The 15,352-nt window shown below is 52.7% G+C and carries 11 protein-coding genes and 1 pseudogene; 11 read left to right on the top strand and 1 reads right to left on the bottom strand.

Annotated elements, in window-relative coordinates; genetic code table 11:
* The 7 genes and pseudogenes from ACUU1M_RS14085 to ACUU1M_RS14055 all read left to right on the top strand — a co-directional run.
* On the top strand, window positions 1–1,074 hold a 1,074-nt coding region (locus tag ACUU1M_RS14085), incomplete at its 5' end, for a DNA internalization-related competence protein ComEC/Rec2 (protein WP_044137815.1).
* 36 nt (window positions 1,075–1,110) lie between these two features.
* Window positions 1,111–2,859 (top strand): lipid A ABC transporter ATP-binding protein/permease MsbA, encoded by a 1,749-nt coding sequence (gene msbA / locus ACUU1M_RS14080; RefSeq protein WP_152028989.1) that lies wholly within the window; start codon window positions 1,111–1,113, stop codon window positions 2,857–2,859.
* Window positions 2,856–3,842 (top strand): tetraacyldisaccharide 4'-kinase, encoded by a 987-nt coding sequence (gene lpxK, locus ACUU1M_RS14075; RefSeq protein ID WP_000570530.1) that lies wholly within the window; start codon window positions 2,856–2,858, stop codon window positions 3,840–3,842. Before msbA ends, lpxK begins: the two co-directional genes overlap by 4 nt.
* 36 nt (window positions 3,843–3,878) lie before the next feature.
* Window positions 3,879–5,111: pseudogene (ycaQ, locus tag ACUU1M_RS14070) on the top strand (crosslink repair DNA glycosylase YcaQ).
* Window positions 5,112–5,162: 51 nt separating this feature from the next.
* Window positions 5,163–5,345 carry a protein YcaR gene (ycaR, locus tag ACUU1M_RS14065; protein ID WP_000350058.1) on the top strand — a complete coding sequence of 61 codons (183 nt, stop codon included), beginning with the start codon at window positions 5,163–5,165 and terminating at the stop codon, window positions 5,343–5,345.
* Window positions 5,342–6,088: a 3-deoxy-manno-octulosonate cytidylyltransferase gene (gene kdsB / locus ACUU1M_RS14060; RefSeq protein ID WP_000011601.1), complete on the top strand. Its 747-nt coding sequence runs from the start codon at window positions 5,342–5,344 to the stop codon at window positions 6,086–6,088. The genes ycaR and kdsB overlap by 4 nt, the downstream gene beginning before the upstream one ends.
* Before the next feature lie 153 nt (window positions 6,089–6,241).
* On the top strand, window positions 6,242–7,135 hold the full coding sequence (locus ACUU1M_RS14055; protein WP_000436922.1) for a YcbJ family phosphotransferase: 894 nt from the start codon (window positions 6,242–6,244) through the stop codon (window positions 7,133–7,135).
* On the opposite strand, the gene elyC is transcribed toward ACUU1M_RS14055, so the two are convergent.
* The gene (elyC, locus tag ACUU1M_RS14050; protein ID WP_000899599.1) at window positions 7,112–7,891 is read right to left on the bottom strand and encodes an envelope biogenesis factor ElyC; all 780 of its coding nucleotides are present in this window, start codon (window positions 7,889–7,891) and stop codon (window positions 7,112–7,114) included. The two genes, ACUU1M_RS14055 and elyC, sit on opposite strands and share 24 nt — an antisense overlap.
* Window positions 7,892–8,026: 135 nt before the next feature.
* Between elyC and cmoM the strand changes: the two genes are divergently transcribed.
* Genes cmoM through mukB form a run of 4 tightly spaced genes read left to right on the top strand, consistent with a single transcriptional unit; the run spans window position 8,027 to window position 15,276 of the window.
* Entirely contained in the window at window positions 8,027–8,812 is a 786-nt protein-coding gene (gene cmoM / locus ACUU1M_RS14045; RefSeq protein ID WP_001298300.1) for a tRNA uridine 5-oxyacetic acid(34) methyltransferase CmoM, read from the top strand.
* A complete protein-coding gene (mukF, locus tag ACUU1M_RS14040; protein WP_001288849.1) occupies window positions 8,809–10,131 on the top strand; it encodes a chromosome partition protein MukF in 1,323 nt (440 codons plus the stop codon). Before cmoM ends, mukF begins: the two co-directional genes overlap by 4 nt.
* Window positions 10,112–10,816: a chromosome partition protein MukE gene (gene mukE / locus ACUU1M_RS14035; protein WP_001295931.1), complete on the top strand. Its 705-nt coding sequence runs from the start codon at window positions 10,112–10,114 to the stop codon at window positions 10,814–10,816. The genes mukF and mukE overlap by 20 nt, the downstream gene beginning before the upstream one ends.
* Window positions 10,816–15,276, top strand: a complete 4,461-nt coding sequence (mukB, locus tag ACUU1M_RS14030) for a chromosome partition protein MukB (RefSeq protein WP_000572703.1) — start codon at window positions 10,816–10,818, stop codon at window positions 15,274–15,276. Before mukE ends, mukB begins: the two co-directional genes overlap by 1 nt.
* The last annotated feature ends 76 nt before the right edge of the window (window positions 15,277–15,352 follow it).

Below are 15,352 nucleotides of genomic sequence, written 5' to 3'. Positions count from 1 at the left end.
GTGACATTTATCACGGTTCCGTTGATCCTCGCCGCGATGGTTGTGCATTTTAGCGGGCCGTTAATCCTGGAACAGGGGTTATGGTTTCTTGCCGACCGGTCTTTGGCTTTACTTTTCTGGGGGTTAAAGAGTTTGCCGGAAGGGTGGATCAACATTGCTGAATGTTGGCAATGGCTATCATTTTCCCCATGGTTCTTACTGGTGGTATGGCGATTAAACGCCTGGCGAACGTTGCCAGCAATGTGTGTGGCTGGAGGCTTGCTGATGTGCTGGCCGCTGTGGCAAAAACCTCGACCTGACGAGTGGCAGCTGTACATGCTTGATGTCGGGCAAGGGCTGGCAATGGTGATAGCCAGAAACGGCAAAGCGATTCTCTATGACACAGGACTGGCCTGGCCTGAAGGGGATAGTGGGCAACAACTGATTATCCCCTGGCTCCACTGGCATAATCTTGAACCGGAAGGCGTTATTCTGAGCCATGAACATCTGGATCACCGGGGAGGGCTGGATTCAATATTGCATATATGGCCGATGTTATGGATCAGAAGTCCGTTAAACTGGGAACATCATCAGCCCTGTGTGCGTGGCGAAGCGTGGCAGTGGCAAGGATTGCGTTTCAGCGCGCACTGGCCTTTACAAGGTAGCAACGATAAGGGAAATAACCATTCCTGTGTGGTTAAGGTTGATGACGGGACGAATAGCATTCTTCTAACCGGTGATATTGAAGCCCCAGCTGAACAAAAGATGCTAAGCCGTTACTGGCAGCAAGTGCAGGCAACATTGCTTCAGGTACCTCACCATGGCAGTAATACCTCATCATCGTTGCCATTAATTCAGCGAGTGAATGGAAAAGTGGCACTCGCATCGGCATCGCGCTATAACGCATGGCGATTGCCCTCTAACAAAGTTAAGCATCGCTATCAACAGAAAGGATATCAATGGCTTGATACTCCACATCAGGGGCAAGTGACGGTCAATTTTTCAGCACAAGGCTGGCGGATTAGCAGCCTCAGAGAGCAAATTTTACCTCGTTGGTATCATCAGTGGTTTGGCGTGCCAGTGGATAACGGGTAGAATATGCGGCTATTTCAACAAATGCTGGTTTTTTGAATGCATAACGACAAAGATCTCTCTACGTGGCAGACATTCCGCCGACTGTGGCCAACCATTGCGCCTTTCAAAGCGGGTCTGATCGTGGCGGGCGTAGCGTTAATCCTCAACGCAGCCAGCGATACCTTCATGTTATCGCTCCTTAAGCCACTTCTTGATGATGGCTTTGGTAAAACAGATCGCTCCGTGCTGGTGTGGATGCCGATGGTGGTGATCGGACTGATGATTTTACGTGGTATCACCAGCTATGTCTCCAGCTACTGTATCTCCTGGGTATCAGGAAAGGTGGTAATGACCATGCGTCGCCGCCTGTTTGGTCACATGATGGGAATGCCAGTTTCATTCTTTGACAAACAGTCAACGGGTACGCTGTTGTCACGTATCACCTACGATTCCGAACAGGTTGCTTCTTCTTCTTCCGGCGCACTGATTACTGTTGTGCGTGAAGGTGCGTCGATCATCGGCCTGTTCATCATGATGTTCTATTACAGTTGGCAACTGTCGATCATTTTGATTGTGCTGGCACCGATTGTTTCGATTGCGATTCGCGTAGTATCGAAGCGTTTTCGCAACATCAGTAAAAACATGCAGAACACCATGGGGCAAGTGACCACCAGTGCAGAACAAATGCTGAAGGGCCACAAAGAAGTATTGATTTTCGGTGGTCAGGAAGTGGAAACGAAACGCTTCGATAAAGTCAGTAACCGAATGCGTCTTCAGGGGATGAAAATGGTTTCAGCCTCTTCCATCTCTGATCCGATCATTCAGCTGATCGCCTCTTTGGCGCTGGCGTTTGTTCTGTATGCGGCGAGCTTCCCAAGTGTTATGGATAACCTGACTGCCGGTACGATTACCGTTGTTTTCTCTTCAATGATTGCACTGATGCGTCCGCTGAAATCGCTGACCAACGTTAACGCCCAGTTCCAGCGCGGTATGGCGGCTTGTCAGACGCTGTTTACCATTCTGGACAGTGAGCAGGAGAAAGACGAAGGTAAGCGCGTGATCGAGCGTGCGACTGGCGACGTGGAATTCCGCAATGTCACCTTTACTTATCCGGGACGTGACGTACCCGCATTGCGTAACATCAACCTGAAAATTCCGGCAGGGAAGACGGTTGCTCTGGTTGGACGCTCTGGTTCAGGTAAATCAACCATCGCCAGCCTGATCACGCGTTTTTACGATATTGATGAAGGCGAAATCCTGATGGATGGTCACGATCTGCGCGAGTATACCCTGGCGTCGTTACGTAACCAGGTTGCTCTGGTGTCGCAGAATGTCCATCTGTTTAACGATACGGTTGCTAACAACATTGCTTACGCACGGACTGAACAGTACAGCCGTGAGCAAATTGAAGAAGCGGCGCGTATGGCCTACGCCATGGACTTCATCAATAAGATGGATAACGGTCTCGATACAGTGATTGGTGAAAACGGCGTGCTGCTCTCTGGCGGTCAGCGTCAGCGTATTGCTATCGCTCGAGCCTTGCTGCGTGATAGCCCGATTCTGATTCTGGATGAAGCTACCTCGGCTCTGGATACCGAATCCGAACGTGCGATTCAGGCGGCACTGGATGAGTTGCAGAAAAACCGTACCTCTCTGGTGATTGCCCACCGCTTGTCTACCATTGAAAAGGCAGACGAAATCGTGGTCGTCGAGGATGGTGTCATTGTGGAACGCGGTACGCATAACGATTTGCTTGAGCACCGCGGCGTTTACGCGCAACTTCACAAAATGCAGTTTGGCCAATGATCGAAAAAATCTGGTCTGGTGAATCCCCTTTGTGGCGGCTATTGCTGCCACTCTCCTGGTTGTATGGCCTGGTGAGTGGCGCGATCCGTCTTTGCTATAAACTAAAACTGAAGCGCGCCTGGCGTGCCCCCGTACCGGTTGTCGTGGTTGGTAATCTCACTGCAGGCGGCAACGGAAAAACCCCGGTCGTTGTCTGGCTGGTGGAACAGTTGCAACAGCGCGGTATTCGCGTGGGGGTCGTATCGCGGGGATATGGTGGTAAGGCTGAATCTTATCCGCTGTTATTGTCGGCAGATACCACCACAGCACAGGCGGGTGATGAACCTGTGTTGATTTATCAACGCACTGATGCGCCTGTTGCGGTTTCTCCCGTTCGTTCTGATGCGGTAAAAGCCATTCTGGCGCAACACCCGGATGTGCAGATCATCGTAACCGACGACGGTTTACAGCATTACCGTCTGGCGCGTGATGTGGAAATTGTCGTTATTGATGGTGTGCATCGCTTTGGCAATGGCTGGTGGTTGCCGGCGGGGCCAATGCGTGAGCGAGCGGGGCGCTTAAAGTCGGTTGATGCGGTAATCGTCAACGGCGGTGTCCCTCGCAGCGGTGAAATCCCCATGCATCTGCTGCCGGGTCAGGCGGTGAATTTACGTACCGGTACGCGTTGTGACGTTGCTCAGCTTGAACATGTAGTGGCGATGGCGGGGATTGGGCATCCGCCGCGCTTTTTTGCCACGCTGAAGATGTGTGGCGTACAACCGGAAAAATGTGTACCGCTGGCCGATCATCAGTCTTTGAACCATGCGGATGTCAGTGCGTTGGTAAGCGCCGGGCAAACGCTGGTAATGACTGAAAAAGATGCGGTGAAATGCCGGGCCTTTGCAGAAGAAAATTGGTGGTATTTGCCTGTAGACGCACAGCTTTCAGGTGATGAACCAGCGAAACTGCTTACGCAACTAACCTCGCTGGCTTCTGGCAACTAGTTACGCCGCGGCAGCGTTCGATTGATGGAGTCATGAATGTCGCTGCCGCACCTCTCCCTTGCTGATGCGCGTAATCTTCACCTTGCCGCACAAGGCCTGTTAAACAAACCCCGCCGTCGAGCGTCGTTGGAGGATATTCCGGCAACGATCTCCCGCATGTCCTTGCTGCAAATCGATACCATCAATATTGTTGCCCGTAGTCCATATCTGGTGCTTTTCAGTCGTCTGGGAAATTATCCTGCCCAGTGGCTGGATGAGTCTCTGGCGCGTGGCGAATTAATGGAATACTGGGCGCATGAAGCCTGCTTTATGCCGCGTAGCGACTTTCGTCTTATTCGCCACCGCATGCTGGCACCTGAAAAAATGGGCTGGAAATACAAAGACGCCTGGATGCAGGAACATGAGGCGGAAATTGCACAGTTAATTCAGCATATTCATGATAAAGGGCCGGTACGTTCAGCCGATTTTGAGCATCCTCGTAAAGGTGCAAGCGGCTGGTGGGAATGGAAGCCGCATAAACGGCATCTGGAAGGTTTATTTACTGCCGGAAAGGTGATGGTGATTGAACGGCGCAACTTCCAGCGCGTTTATGATTTAACCCACCGTGTCATGCCTGACTGGGATGATTAGCGCGATCTCGTTTCGCAAACAGAAGCAGAAATCATCATGCTGGATAACAGTGCGCGTAGCCTGGGAATATTCCGCGAACAGTGGCTGGCAGATTACTATCGGCTGAAACGTCCGGCACTGGCGGCGTGGCGCGAAGCGAGGGCTGAACAGCAGCAAATCATTGCTGTGCATGTTGAAAAATTGGGCAATCTTTGGCTGCATGCTGATTTGCTGCCGCTACTCGAGCGTGCGCTGGCCGGAAAGCTCACTGCAACGCACAGCGCGGTACTTTCGCCTTTTGATCCTGTTGTCTGGGATCGCAAACGCGCAGAGCAGCTTTTTGATTTTAGCTACCGGCTGGAGTGCTATACCCCAGCGCCGAAACGCCAGTATGGCTATTTTGTTCTGCCATTATTACATCGTGGGCAATTAGTTGGGCGAATGGATGCCAAAATGCATCGCCAGACAGGCATCCTTGAAGTTATCTCTCTGTGGTTACAGGAAGGCATTAAACCAACGACAATGCTGCAAAAAGGGTTACGTCAGGCGATTACTGATTTCGCGAGCTGGCAGCAGGCAACGCGGGTGACATTAGGACGCTGCTCGCAAGGTCTCTTTACTGATTGCCGCACTGGCTGGGAAATAGACCCCGTCGCATAAATGATTATGATAAGATTTATGCATTCATAACCCGATCCATCTGGAGGAACTATGGATCATCGTTTGCTTGAAATCATTGCCTGCCCGGTTTGCAACGGAAAACTTTGGTATAACCAGGAAAAACAAGAGCTTATTTGCAAACTGGATAACCTGGCTTTCCCGCTCCGCGATGGCATTCCAGTGTTGCTGGAAACGGAAGCCCGCGTGCTGACTGCTGATGAGAGTAAATCATGAGTTTTGTGGTCATTATTCCCGCGCGCTACGCGTCCACGCGTCTGCCCGGTAAACCATTGGTTGATATTAACGGCAAACCCATGATTGTTCATGTTCTTGAACGCGCGCGTGAATCAGGTGCCGAGCGCATCATCGTGGCAACCGATCATGAGGATGTTGCCCGCGCCGTTGAAGCCGCTGGCGGTGAAGTATGTATGACGCGCGCCGATCATCAGTCAGGAACAGAACGTCTGGCGGAAGTTGTCGAAAAATGCGCATTCAGCGACGACACGGTGATCGTTAATGTGCAGGGTGATGAACCGATGATCCCTGCGACAATCATTCGTCAGGTTGCTGATAACCTCGCTCAGCGTCAGGTGGGTATGGCGACTCTGGCGGTGCCAATCCACAATGCGGAAGAAGCGTTTAACCCGAATGCGGTGAAAGTGGTTCTCGACGCTGAAGGGTATGCACTGTACTTCTCACGTGCCACCATTCCTTGGGATCGTGATCGTTTTGCAGAAGGCCTTGAAACCGTTGGCGATAACTTCCTGCGTCATCTTGGTATTTATGGCTACCGTGCAGGCTTTATCCGTCGTTACGTCAACTGGCAGGCAAGTCCGTTAGAACACATCGAAATGTTAGAGCAGCTTCGTGTTCTGTGGTACGGCGAAAAAATCCATGTTGCTGTTGCTCAGGAAGTTCCTGGCACAGGTGTGGATACCCCTGAAGATCTTGAGCGCGTTCGCGCTGAAATGCGCTAATTTCACTTCACGACACTTCAGCCAATTTTGGGAGGAGTGTCGTACCGTTACGATTTTCCTCAATTTTTCTTTTCAACAATTGATCTCATTCAGGTGACATCTTTTATATTGGCGCTCATTATGAAAGCAGTAGCTTTTATGAGGGTAATCTGAATGGAACAGCTGCGTGCCGAATTAAGCCATTTACTGGGCGAAAAACTCAGTCGTATTGAGTGCGTCAATGAAAAAGCGGATACGGCGTTGTGGGCTTTGTATGACAGCCAGGGAAACCCAATGCCGTTAATGGCAAGAAGCTTTAGTACGCCCGGAAAAGCCCGACAACTGGCATGGAAAACCACCATGCTGGCAAGAAGTGGGACTGTCCGTATGCCGACTATTTATGGTGTGATGACGCATGAAGAACACCCCGGCCCTGATGTCCTGCTACTGGAGCGGATGCGTGGTGTTTCGGTGGAGGCACCAGCCCGAACACCAGAACGCTGGGAACAGCTCAAAGACCAAATCGTTGAAGCCTTACTGGCCTGGCACCGTCAGGACAGTCGCGGTTGCGTCGGCGCGGTCGACAATACTCAGGAAAATTTCTGGCCCTCATGGTACCGGCAACATGTTGAAGTGCTATGGACCACGCTCAATCAGTTCAATAACACCGGTCTGACGATGCAGGATAAGCGGATCCTGTTTCGCACTCGCGAATGTCTCCCGGCATTATTTGAAGGCTTTAACGACAATTGTGTGTTGATTCACGGTAACTTCTGTTTACGCAGCATGCTGAAAGATTCGCGCAGCGATCAGTTACTGGCGATGGTCGGGCCGGGACTAATGCTTTGGGCACCGCGAGAATACGAACTGTTCCGACTAATGGATAATTCTCTGGCGGAAGATTTGCTCTGGAGTTACCTTCAACGCGCGCCAGTGGCGGAGTCGTTCATCTGGCGGCGTTGGTTGTATGTGTTATGGGATGAAGTTGCGCAACTGGTTAATACCGGACGATTTAGTCGGCGCAACTTCGATCTGGCATCAAAATCACTCTTGCCGTGGCTCGCCTGACGGACCTTTCAGCCACTGCCAGATGCGGCCAAGCGTTTCATAGCCAACACGATCGCTATGCATCAGCCAGACCGGAGAAGGGATTGCCCGTTCCCACGGATTAAGCGGCGAGTCGATGGCCAACTGATTCGCCGGGGCTGGTAGCGGATTTAACCCTTCCTGCTGAAAAAAGATCATCGCCCGCGGCAGATGTGATGCGGAGGTCACCAGCAGGAAAGGGGCGTCACCAATCGCCTGTTTCACTGCCGCAGCTTCTTCTTCGGTATCTTTTGGCAAATCCAGGGTGATAATTTGCTCGCGCGGTACGCCCAGCGATTGCGCAACTCTGGCACCTACTTCCGCTGTACTCACCGTATTGGTTTTTGCTACGCCTCCCGTGAAGATCAGTTTTGAACCCGGATTTTCGCGCCATAAACGGATACCCTCATTCAGGCGTGGCAGACTGTTATTGATTAAATTAGAGCTCGGTGCCCACTGCGGGTTCCAGGTATAACCACCTCCGAGCACCACGATATAGTCCACTTTTTGCGAATTATTCCATGTCGGATAGGTGCTTTCGATGGGACGCAGCAGGCGGTCGGCGACCGGTTGCAAACTCAATAACAAGAGTGCCAGCCACCCAATGCTAATAAAAATCTTCCCGGTTTTTTGAAAACGGCTAAACCACAGCAGCGCCAGGCCAGCGCCAATAATTAACAACATCAGCGGAAGTGGCAGCAACATATTGCCAATCACTTTTTTCAGTGTAAAAAGCATCCTTTCTGGTTCCTTTTTTAACCATATAGCAAGGGATCGCCAGCGATATTACACCAGACGGGTTCATTCTCGCCGTGGCTGTGACAAAATAGCGTCTTTATCAGAAAACGTCTTAGCCAACCGGTGGAGAAAGCAATGCAGGATCGCAATTTTGATGATATTGCGGAAAAGTTTTCCCGTAACATTTACGGCACCACCAAAGGGCAGCTTCGACAGGCTATTCTGTGGCAGGATCTCGATCGCGTGCTGGCGGAAATGGGCCCGCAAAAACTGCGTGTGCTGGATGCTGGCGGCGGAGAAGGGCAGACCGCAATCAAAATGGCCGAGCGCGGGCATCAGGTTATTTTATGCGATCTTTCTGCGCAGATGATCGACCGCGCAAAACAGGCGGCAGAAGCAAAAGGTGTGAGCGACAACATGCAATTTATACATTGCGCCGCTCAGGATGTTGCTTCGCATTTGGAAACGCCCGTTGATCTGATATTGTTCCATGCGGTGCTCGAGTGGGTGGCCGATCCCCGCAGTGTATTGCAGACCCTGTGGTCAGTGTTGCGTCCAGGCGGAGTGTTGTCGTTAATGTTCTACAATGCGCATGGTTTGTTGATGCATAACATGGTCGCCGGGAATTTTGATTACGTGCAGGCGGGAATGCCGAAAAAGAAAAAACGGACGCTTTCGCCAGATTATCCACGCGACCCGGCGCAGGTTTATCTGTGGCTGGAAGAAGCTGGTTGGCAAATTATGGGTAAGACAGGCGTTCGCGTGTTTCATGATTATCTGCGCGAGAAGCACCAGCAGCGCGACTGCTATGAAGCATTACTTGAATTAGAAACGCGTTATTGCCGTCAGGAACCGTATATTACCCTAGGGCGTTATATTCATGTCACCGCGCGCAAACCGCAGAGCAAGGATAAAGTATGAGTGAATTTTCCCAGACAGTCCCCGAACTGGTTGCCTGGGCCAGAAAAAATGACTTCTCCATCTCGCTGCCGGTAGACCGACTCTCTTTTCTGCTGGCGGTTGCCACGCTGAACGGCGAGCGTCTGGATGGTGAGATGAGTGAAGGCGAGCTGGTGGATGCATTCCGCCATGTGAGTGATGCGTTTGAGCAAACCAGCGAAACCATCGGCGTGCGCGCCAATAACGCGATCAACGACATGGTGCGTCAACGTCTGCTGAACCGCTTTACCAGCGAGCAGGCGGAAGGGAACGCAATTTACCGTCTGACGCCGCTCGGCATCGGCATTACTGACTACTACATCCGTCAGCGCGAGTTTTCTACGCTGCGTCTTTCTATGCAGTTGTCGATTGTGGCGGGTGAGCTCAAACGCGCAGCAGATGCCGCCGAAGAGGGCGGTGATGAATTTCACTGGCACCGTAATGTCTATGCGCCACTGAAATATTCGGTAGCAGAAATTTTCGACAGTATCGACCTGACGCAACGTCTGATGGACGAACAGCAGCAGCAGGTGAAGGACGATATCGCCCAGTTGCTGAACAAAGACTGGCGGGCGGCGATTTCCAGCTGTGAATTGTTGCTTTCGGAAACTTCCGGAACGCTGCGTGAATTGCAGGATACGCTGGAAGCGGCAGGCGACAAATTGCAGGCTAATCTGTTGCGCATTCAGGATGCGACGATGACCCATGACGATCTGCATTTCGTCGATCGTCTGGTGTTCGATCTGCAGAGCAAACTCGATCGTATTATCAGTTGGGGCCAGCAATCCATCGACTTGTGGATTGGCTACGACCGCCACGTACACAAATTTATTCGTACCGCGATCGATATGGATAAAAACCGCGTCTTTGCTCAGCGGTTACGTCAGTCGGTACAAACCTATTTTGATGAGCCGTGGGCGCTAACTTATGCCAATGCCGATCGTCTGCTGGATATGCGTGACGAAGAGATGGCACTGCGCGATGAAGAAGTGACTGGGGAACTTCCTGAGGATCTGGAATACGAAGAGTTTAACGAGATCCGCGAACAGCTGGCGGCGATCATCGAAGAACAACTTGCCGTGTACAAAACCAGACAAGTGCCGCTGGATCTTGGTCTGGTGGTACGCGAATATCTGTCACAGTATCCGTGTGCACGTCACTTTGACGTTGCGCGTATTGTTATTGATCAGGCGGTACGTCTTGGCGTAGCGCAAGCAGATTTCACCGGACTGCCAGCGAAATGGCAGCCGATTAATGATTACGGAGCCAAGGTACAGGCGCATGTCATCGACAAATATTGAACAAGTGATGCCGGTTAAGCTGGCGCAGGCGCTGGCGAATCCGTTATTTCCGGCGCTGGACAGCGCCTTACGTTCAGGCCGCCATATTGGCCTCGACGAACTGGATAATCATGCATTCCTGATGGATTTTCAGGAATATCTGGAAGAGTTTTACGCGCGTTATAACGTTGAGCTTATTCGCGCACCGGAAGGGTTCTTCTATTTACGCCCACGTTCCACCACTCTTATCCCGCGTTCCGTCTTGTCGGAACTGGATATGATGGTCGGGAAAATCCTCTGTTATCTCTATCTCAGCCCGGAACGGCTGGCGAATGAGGGGATTTTCACCCAGCAGGAACTGTACGACGAACTGCTCACCCTGGCCGATGAAGCGAAACTGCTGAAACTGGTGAACAACCGTTCAACCGGTTCAGACGTTGACCGTCAGAAGTTGCAGGAGAAAGTACGTTCTTCGCTCAACCGTCTGCGTCGTTTAGGCATGGTGTGGTTTATGGGCCACGACAGCAGCAAGTTCCGCATTACCGAATCGGTGTTCCGCTTCGGAGCCGATGTGCGTGCTGGCGACGATCCCCGTGAAGCACAGCGTCGCCTGATTCGTGATGGCGAAGCAATGCCGATTGAAAATCATCTGCAACTCAACGATGAAACCGAAGAGAGTCAGCCAGATAGCGGAGAGGAAGAATAATGATTGAACGCGGTAAATTTCGCTCACTGACGCTGATTAACTGGAACGGCTTTTTTGCCCGAACTTTTGACCTTGACGAGCTGGTCACGACGCTTTCCGGCGGTAACGGGGCGGGTAAATCCACCACGATGGCGGCGTTCGTTACGGCGCTGATCCCCGACCTGACCCTGCTGCATTTCCGTAACACTACGGAAGCCGGGGCCACCAGCGGTTCGCGCGATAAAGGTCTGCACGGTAAGCTGAAAGCGGGTGTCTGTTATTCGATGCTCGACACCATTAACTCGCGCCACCAGCGCGTGGTGGTCGGTGTGCGTCTGCAACAGGTTGCCGGACGCGATCGTAAAGTGGATATCAAACCATTTGCCATTCAGGGACTGCCGATGTCGGTGCAGCCGACACAGCTGGTGACCGAAACCCTGAACGAACGCCAGGCGCGCGTGCTGCCGCTTAACGAGCTGAAAGACAAGCTCGAGGCGATGGAAGGCGTGCAGTTTAAACAGTTCAACTCCATTACCGATTACCACTCGCTGATGTTCGATCTGGGCATCATCGCGCGTCGTCTGCGCTCCGCATCTGACCGTAGCAAATTCTATCGTCTGATCGAAGCTTCGCTGTATGGCGGGATCTCCAGTGCCATTACCCGTTCTCTGCGCGACTACCTGTTGCCGGAAAACAGCGGCGTGCGTAAAGCGTTCCAGGACATGGAAGCGGCGCTGCGTGAAAACCGCATGACGCTGGAAGCGATTCGTGTCACCCAGTCGGACCGTGACCTGTTTAAGCATCTGATCAGCGAAGCTACCAACTACGTGGCGGCGGACTACATGCGTCACGCCAACGAGCGCCGTGTCCATCTCGACAAAGCCCTGGAGTTTCGTCGCGAGCTACATACTTCGCGTCAGCAACTGGCGGCTGAGCAGTACAAACACGTCGATATGGCGCGTGAGCTGGCAGAGCACAACGGTGCCGAAGGCGATCTGGAAGCGGATTATCAGGCGGCCAGCGATCACCTGAACCTGGTGCAAACCGCATTGCGTCAGCAGGAGAAGATCGAACGCTACGAAGTGGATCTCGATGAGCTGCAGATCCGTCTGGAAGAGCAAAATGAAGTGGTGGCAGAAGCCATCGAACGCCAGGAAGAGAATGAGGCTCGCGCGGAAGCTGCCGAACTGGAAGTGGACGAGCTGAAAAGCCAGCTTGCTGACTACCAGCAGGCGCTGGACGTCCAGCAAACGCGCGCGATCCAGTATAACCAAGCAATTGCTGCGCTTAATTGTGCCAAAGAACTGTGCCATCTGCCGGACTTAACCGCCGACAGCGCCGCCGAATGGCTGGAAACCTTCCAGGCGAAAGAGCTGGAAGCGACTGAAAAAATGCTCTCTTTTGAGCAGAAAATGAGCATGGCGCAAACCGCGCACAGCCAGTTTGAGCAGGCTTATCAGCTGGTGGTGGCAATCAACGGCCCGCTGGCGCGTAACGAGGCGTGGGATGTCGCTCGCGAACTATTGCGCGAAGGGGTTGATCAGCGTCACCTGGCAGAGCAGGTTCAGCCGTTGCGGATGCGCTTAAGCGAACTGGAACAGCGTCTGCGTGAGCAGCAAGAAGCTGAGCGTCTGCTGGCAGATTTCTGCAAACGTCAGGGCAAGAATTTTGATATTGATGAACTGGAAGCTCTGCATCAGGAGCTGGAAGCACGCATTGCCTCTCTTTCCGATAGCGTATCTAACGCCCGTGAAGAGCGGATGGCACTGCGGCAGGAACAGGAACAGCTGCAGTCTCGCATTCAGAGTTTGATGCAGCGTGCACCGGTTTGGCTGGCAGCGCAAAACAGTCTCAACCAGTTGAGTGAACAGTGCGGCGAAGAGTTCTCCTCCAGCCAGGACGTCACTGAATATCTGCAACAGTTGCTGGAGCGTGAGCGCGAGGCGATTGTTGAACGCGATGAAGTAGGCGCGCGCAAAAACGCCGTCGATGAAGAGATCGAACGTTTAAGCCAGCCTGGCGGCTCTGAAGATCAGCGTCTGAACGCGCTGGCGGAGCGTTTTGGTGGTGTGCTGCTGTCAGAAATTTATGACGACGTTAGCCTGGAAGATGCGCCGTACTTCTCGGCTCTGTATGGCCCGTCACGCCACGCCATCGTGGTGCCAGATCTGTCACAGGTAACCGAACACCTGGAAGGCTTGACCGATTGCCCGGAAGATCTCTATTTGATCGAAGGGGATCCGCAGTCATTCGATGATAGCGTGTTCAGCGTTGATGAGCTGGAAAAAGCGGTGGTGGTGAAAATCGCCGATCGACAGTGGCGTTATTCACGTTTCCCGGAAGTGCCGCTGTTTGGTCGTGCTGCGCGTGAAAGCCGTATTGAAAGCCTCCATGCCGAGCGTGAAGTGCTTTCCGAACGCTTCGCCATGCTTTCCTTTGATGTACAGAAAACCCAGCGTCTGCATCAGGCGTTCAGCCGCTTTATCGGCAGTCATCTGGCGGTGGCGTTTGAGTCTGACCCGGAAGCAGAAATCCGTCAACTGAACAGCCGTCGAGTCGAACTGGAGCGGGCGTTGAGTAATCATGAAAATGATAACCAGCAGCAGCGTATTCAGTTTGAGCAGGCGAAAGAAGGCGTTACGGCGCTGAACCGCATTCTGCCGCGTCTCAACCTGTTGGCCGATGACAGCCTGGCGGATCGCGTCGATGAAATCCGCGAACGTCTGGATGAAGCCCAGGAAGCCGCGCGTTTTGTTCAGCAGTTTGGCAATCAACTGGCGAAACTGGAACCGATCGTTTCGGTATTGCAGAGCGACCCGGAACAGTTCGAACAGTTAAAAGAAGATTACGCGTACTCTCAGCAGATGCAGCGCGATGCCCGTCAGCAAGCGTTTGCCCTGACGGAAGTGGTGCAGCGTCGTGCGCACTTTAGCTATTCTGACTCGGCAGAAATGCTTAGCGGTAACAGCGATCTCAACGAAAAACTGCGTGAACGTCTGGAACAGGCGGAAGCGGAGCGTACCCGCGCTCGCGAAGCGTTGCGCGGTCACGCAGCGCAGTTGAGTCAGTACAACCAGGTGCTGGCTTCGCTGAAAAGTTCTTACGACACCAAAAAAGAGCTACTCAACGATCTGCAACGTGAATTGCAGGATATCGGCGTGCGTGCTGATAGCGGGGCAGAAGAGCGGGCGCGTATTCGCCGTGACGAGCTGCATGCGCAACTGAGCAATAACCGTTCACGCCGCAATCAACTGGAAAAAGCGCTTACCTTCTGCGAAGCGGAGATGGACAACCTGACCCGCAAACTGCGCAAGCTGGAGCGGGATTACTTTGAGATGCGCGAGCAGGTAGTGACCGCCAAAGCGGGCTGGTGTGCGGTGATGCGCATGGTGAAAGATAACGGCGTTGAGCGCCGCTTACACCGTCGTGAGCTGGCTTATCTCTCCGCTGATGATTTGCGTTCCATGTCGGATAAGGCGTTAGGTGCGCTGCGTCTGGCGGTGGCGGATAACGAACATCTGCGCGACGTGCTGCGCATGTCGGAAGATCCGAAACGTCCGGAGCGTAAAATTCAGTTCTTCGTGGCGGTTTATCAGCATCTGCGTGAACGTATTCGTCAGGATATTATTCGTACCGATGATCCGGTGGAAGCTATCGAACAGATGGAGATTGAACTTAGCCGTCTGACCGAAGAATTAACCTCCCGTGAACAGAAACTGGCGATCAGTTCCCGCAGCGTGGCGAACATCATTCGCAAAACCATTCAGCGCGAGCAGAACCGTATCCGTATGCTCAACCAGGGGTTGCAGAACGTATCGTTTGGTCAGGTGAACAGCGTGCGTCTCAACGTGAACGTGCGTGAAACGCACGCCATGCTGCTGGATGTGCTCTCTGAACAGCACGAGCAGCATCAGGATCTGTTTAACAGCAACCGTCTGACCTTCTCGGAAGCGTTGGCGAAATTGTATCAGCGTCTTAATCCGCAGATTGATATGGGGCAGCGCACGCCGCAGACCATTGGCGAAGAACTGCTGGATTACCGCAACTATCTGGAAATGGAAGTTGAGGTTAACCGTGGTTCCGATGGTTGGTTGCGCGCAGAGTCTGGTGCATTGTCGACCGGTGAGGCGATTGGTACCGGTATGTCGATTCTGGTGATGGTGGTACAAAGCTGGGAAGATGAATCTCGCCGCCTGCGCGGTAAAGATATCTCTCCTTGCCGCCTGCTGTTCCTCGATGAAGCAGCGCGACTGGATGCTCGTTCTATCGCCACGCTGTTTGAATTGTGTGAACGTTTGCAAATGCAGCTCATCATCGCAGCGCCGGAAAATATCAGTCCGGAAAAAGGCACCACCTATAAACTGGTACGTAAAGTCTTCCAGAATACCGAACATGTTCACGTCGTCGGCCTGCGAGGATTTGCGCCGCAACTCCCTGAAACGCTTCCAGGAAGAGACGAAGCGCCTTCCCAGGCGAGTTAAAATTAAGGCGGCAGCAATGCCGCCTTTTCTTTTTCCGAAAACTCCGTTTCTGCACTAAAAAAATGGCACATAACGG

The sequence above is a fragment of the Shigella sp. SIG6 genome, assembly GCF_053555815.1.
The sequence above is the reverse complement of the archived record's forward strand: the minus strand, read 5'-3'. Positions and strand labels throughout refer to the sequence as shown.

Coding starts and splice junctions, on each gene's coding strand:
- mukE (WP_001295931.1), top strand. CDS start 10,112: ATGTCATCGACAAATATTGAACAAGTGATGCCGGTTAAGCTGGCGCAG.
- ycaR (WP_000350058.1), top strand. CDS start 5,163: ATGGATCATCGTTTGCTTGAAATCATTGCCTGCCCGGTTTGCAACGGA.
- mukB (WP_000572703.1), top strand. CDS start 10,816: ATGATTGAACGCGGTAAATTTCGCTCACTGACGCTGATTAACTGGAAC.
- cmoM (WP_001298300.1), top strand. CDS start 8,027: ATGCAGGATCGCAATTTTGATGATATTGCGGAAAAGTTTTCCCGTAAC.
- mukF (WP_001288849.1), top strand. CDS start 8,809: ATGAGTGAATTTTCCCAGACAGTCCCCGAACTGGTTGCCTGGGCCAGA.
- ACUU1M_RS14055 (WP_000436922.1), top strand. CDS start 6,242: ATGGAACAGCTGCGTGCCGAATTAAGCCATTTACTGGGCGAAAAACTC.
- msbA (WP_152028989.1), top strand. CDS start 1,111: ATGCATAACGACAAAGATCTCTCTACGTGGCAGACATTCCGCCGACTG.
- elyC (WP_000899599.1), bottom strand. CDS start 7,891: ATGCTTTTTACACTGAAAAAAGTGATTGGCAATATGTTGCTGCCACTT.
- kdsB (WP_000011601.1), top strand. CDS start 5,342: ATGAGTTTTGTGGTCATTATTCCCGCGCGCTACGCGTCCACGCGTCTG.
- lpxK (WP_000570530.1), top strand. CDS start 2,856: ATGATCGAAAAAATCTGGTCTGGTGAATCCCCTTTGTGGCGGCTATTG.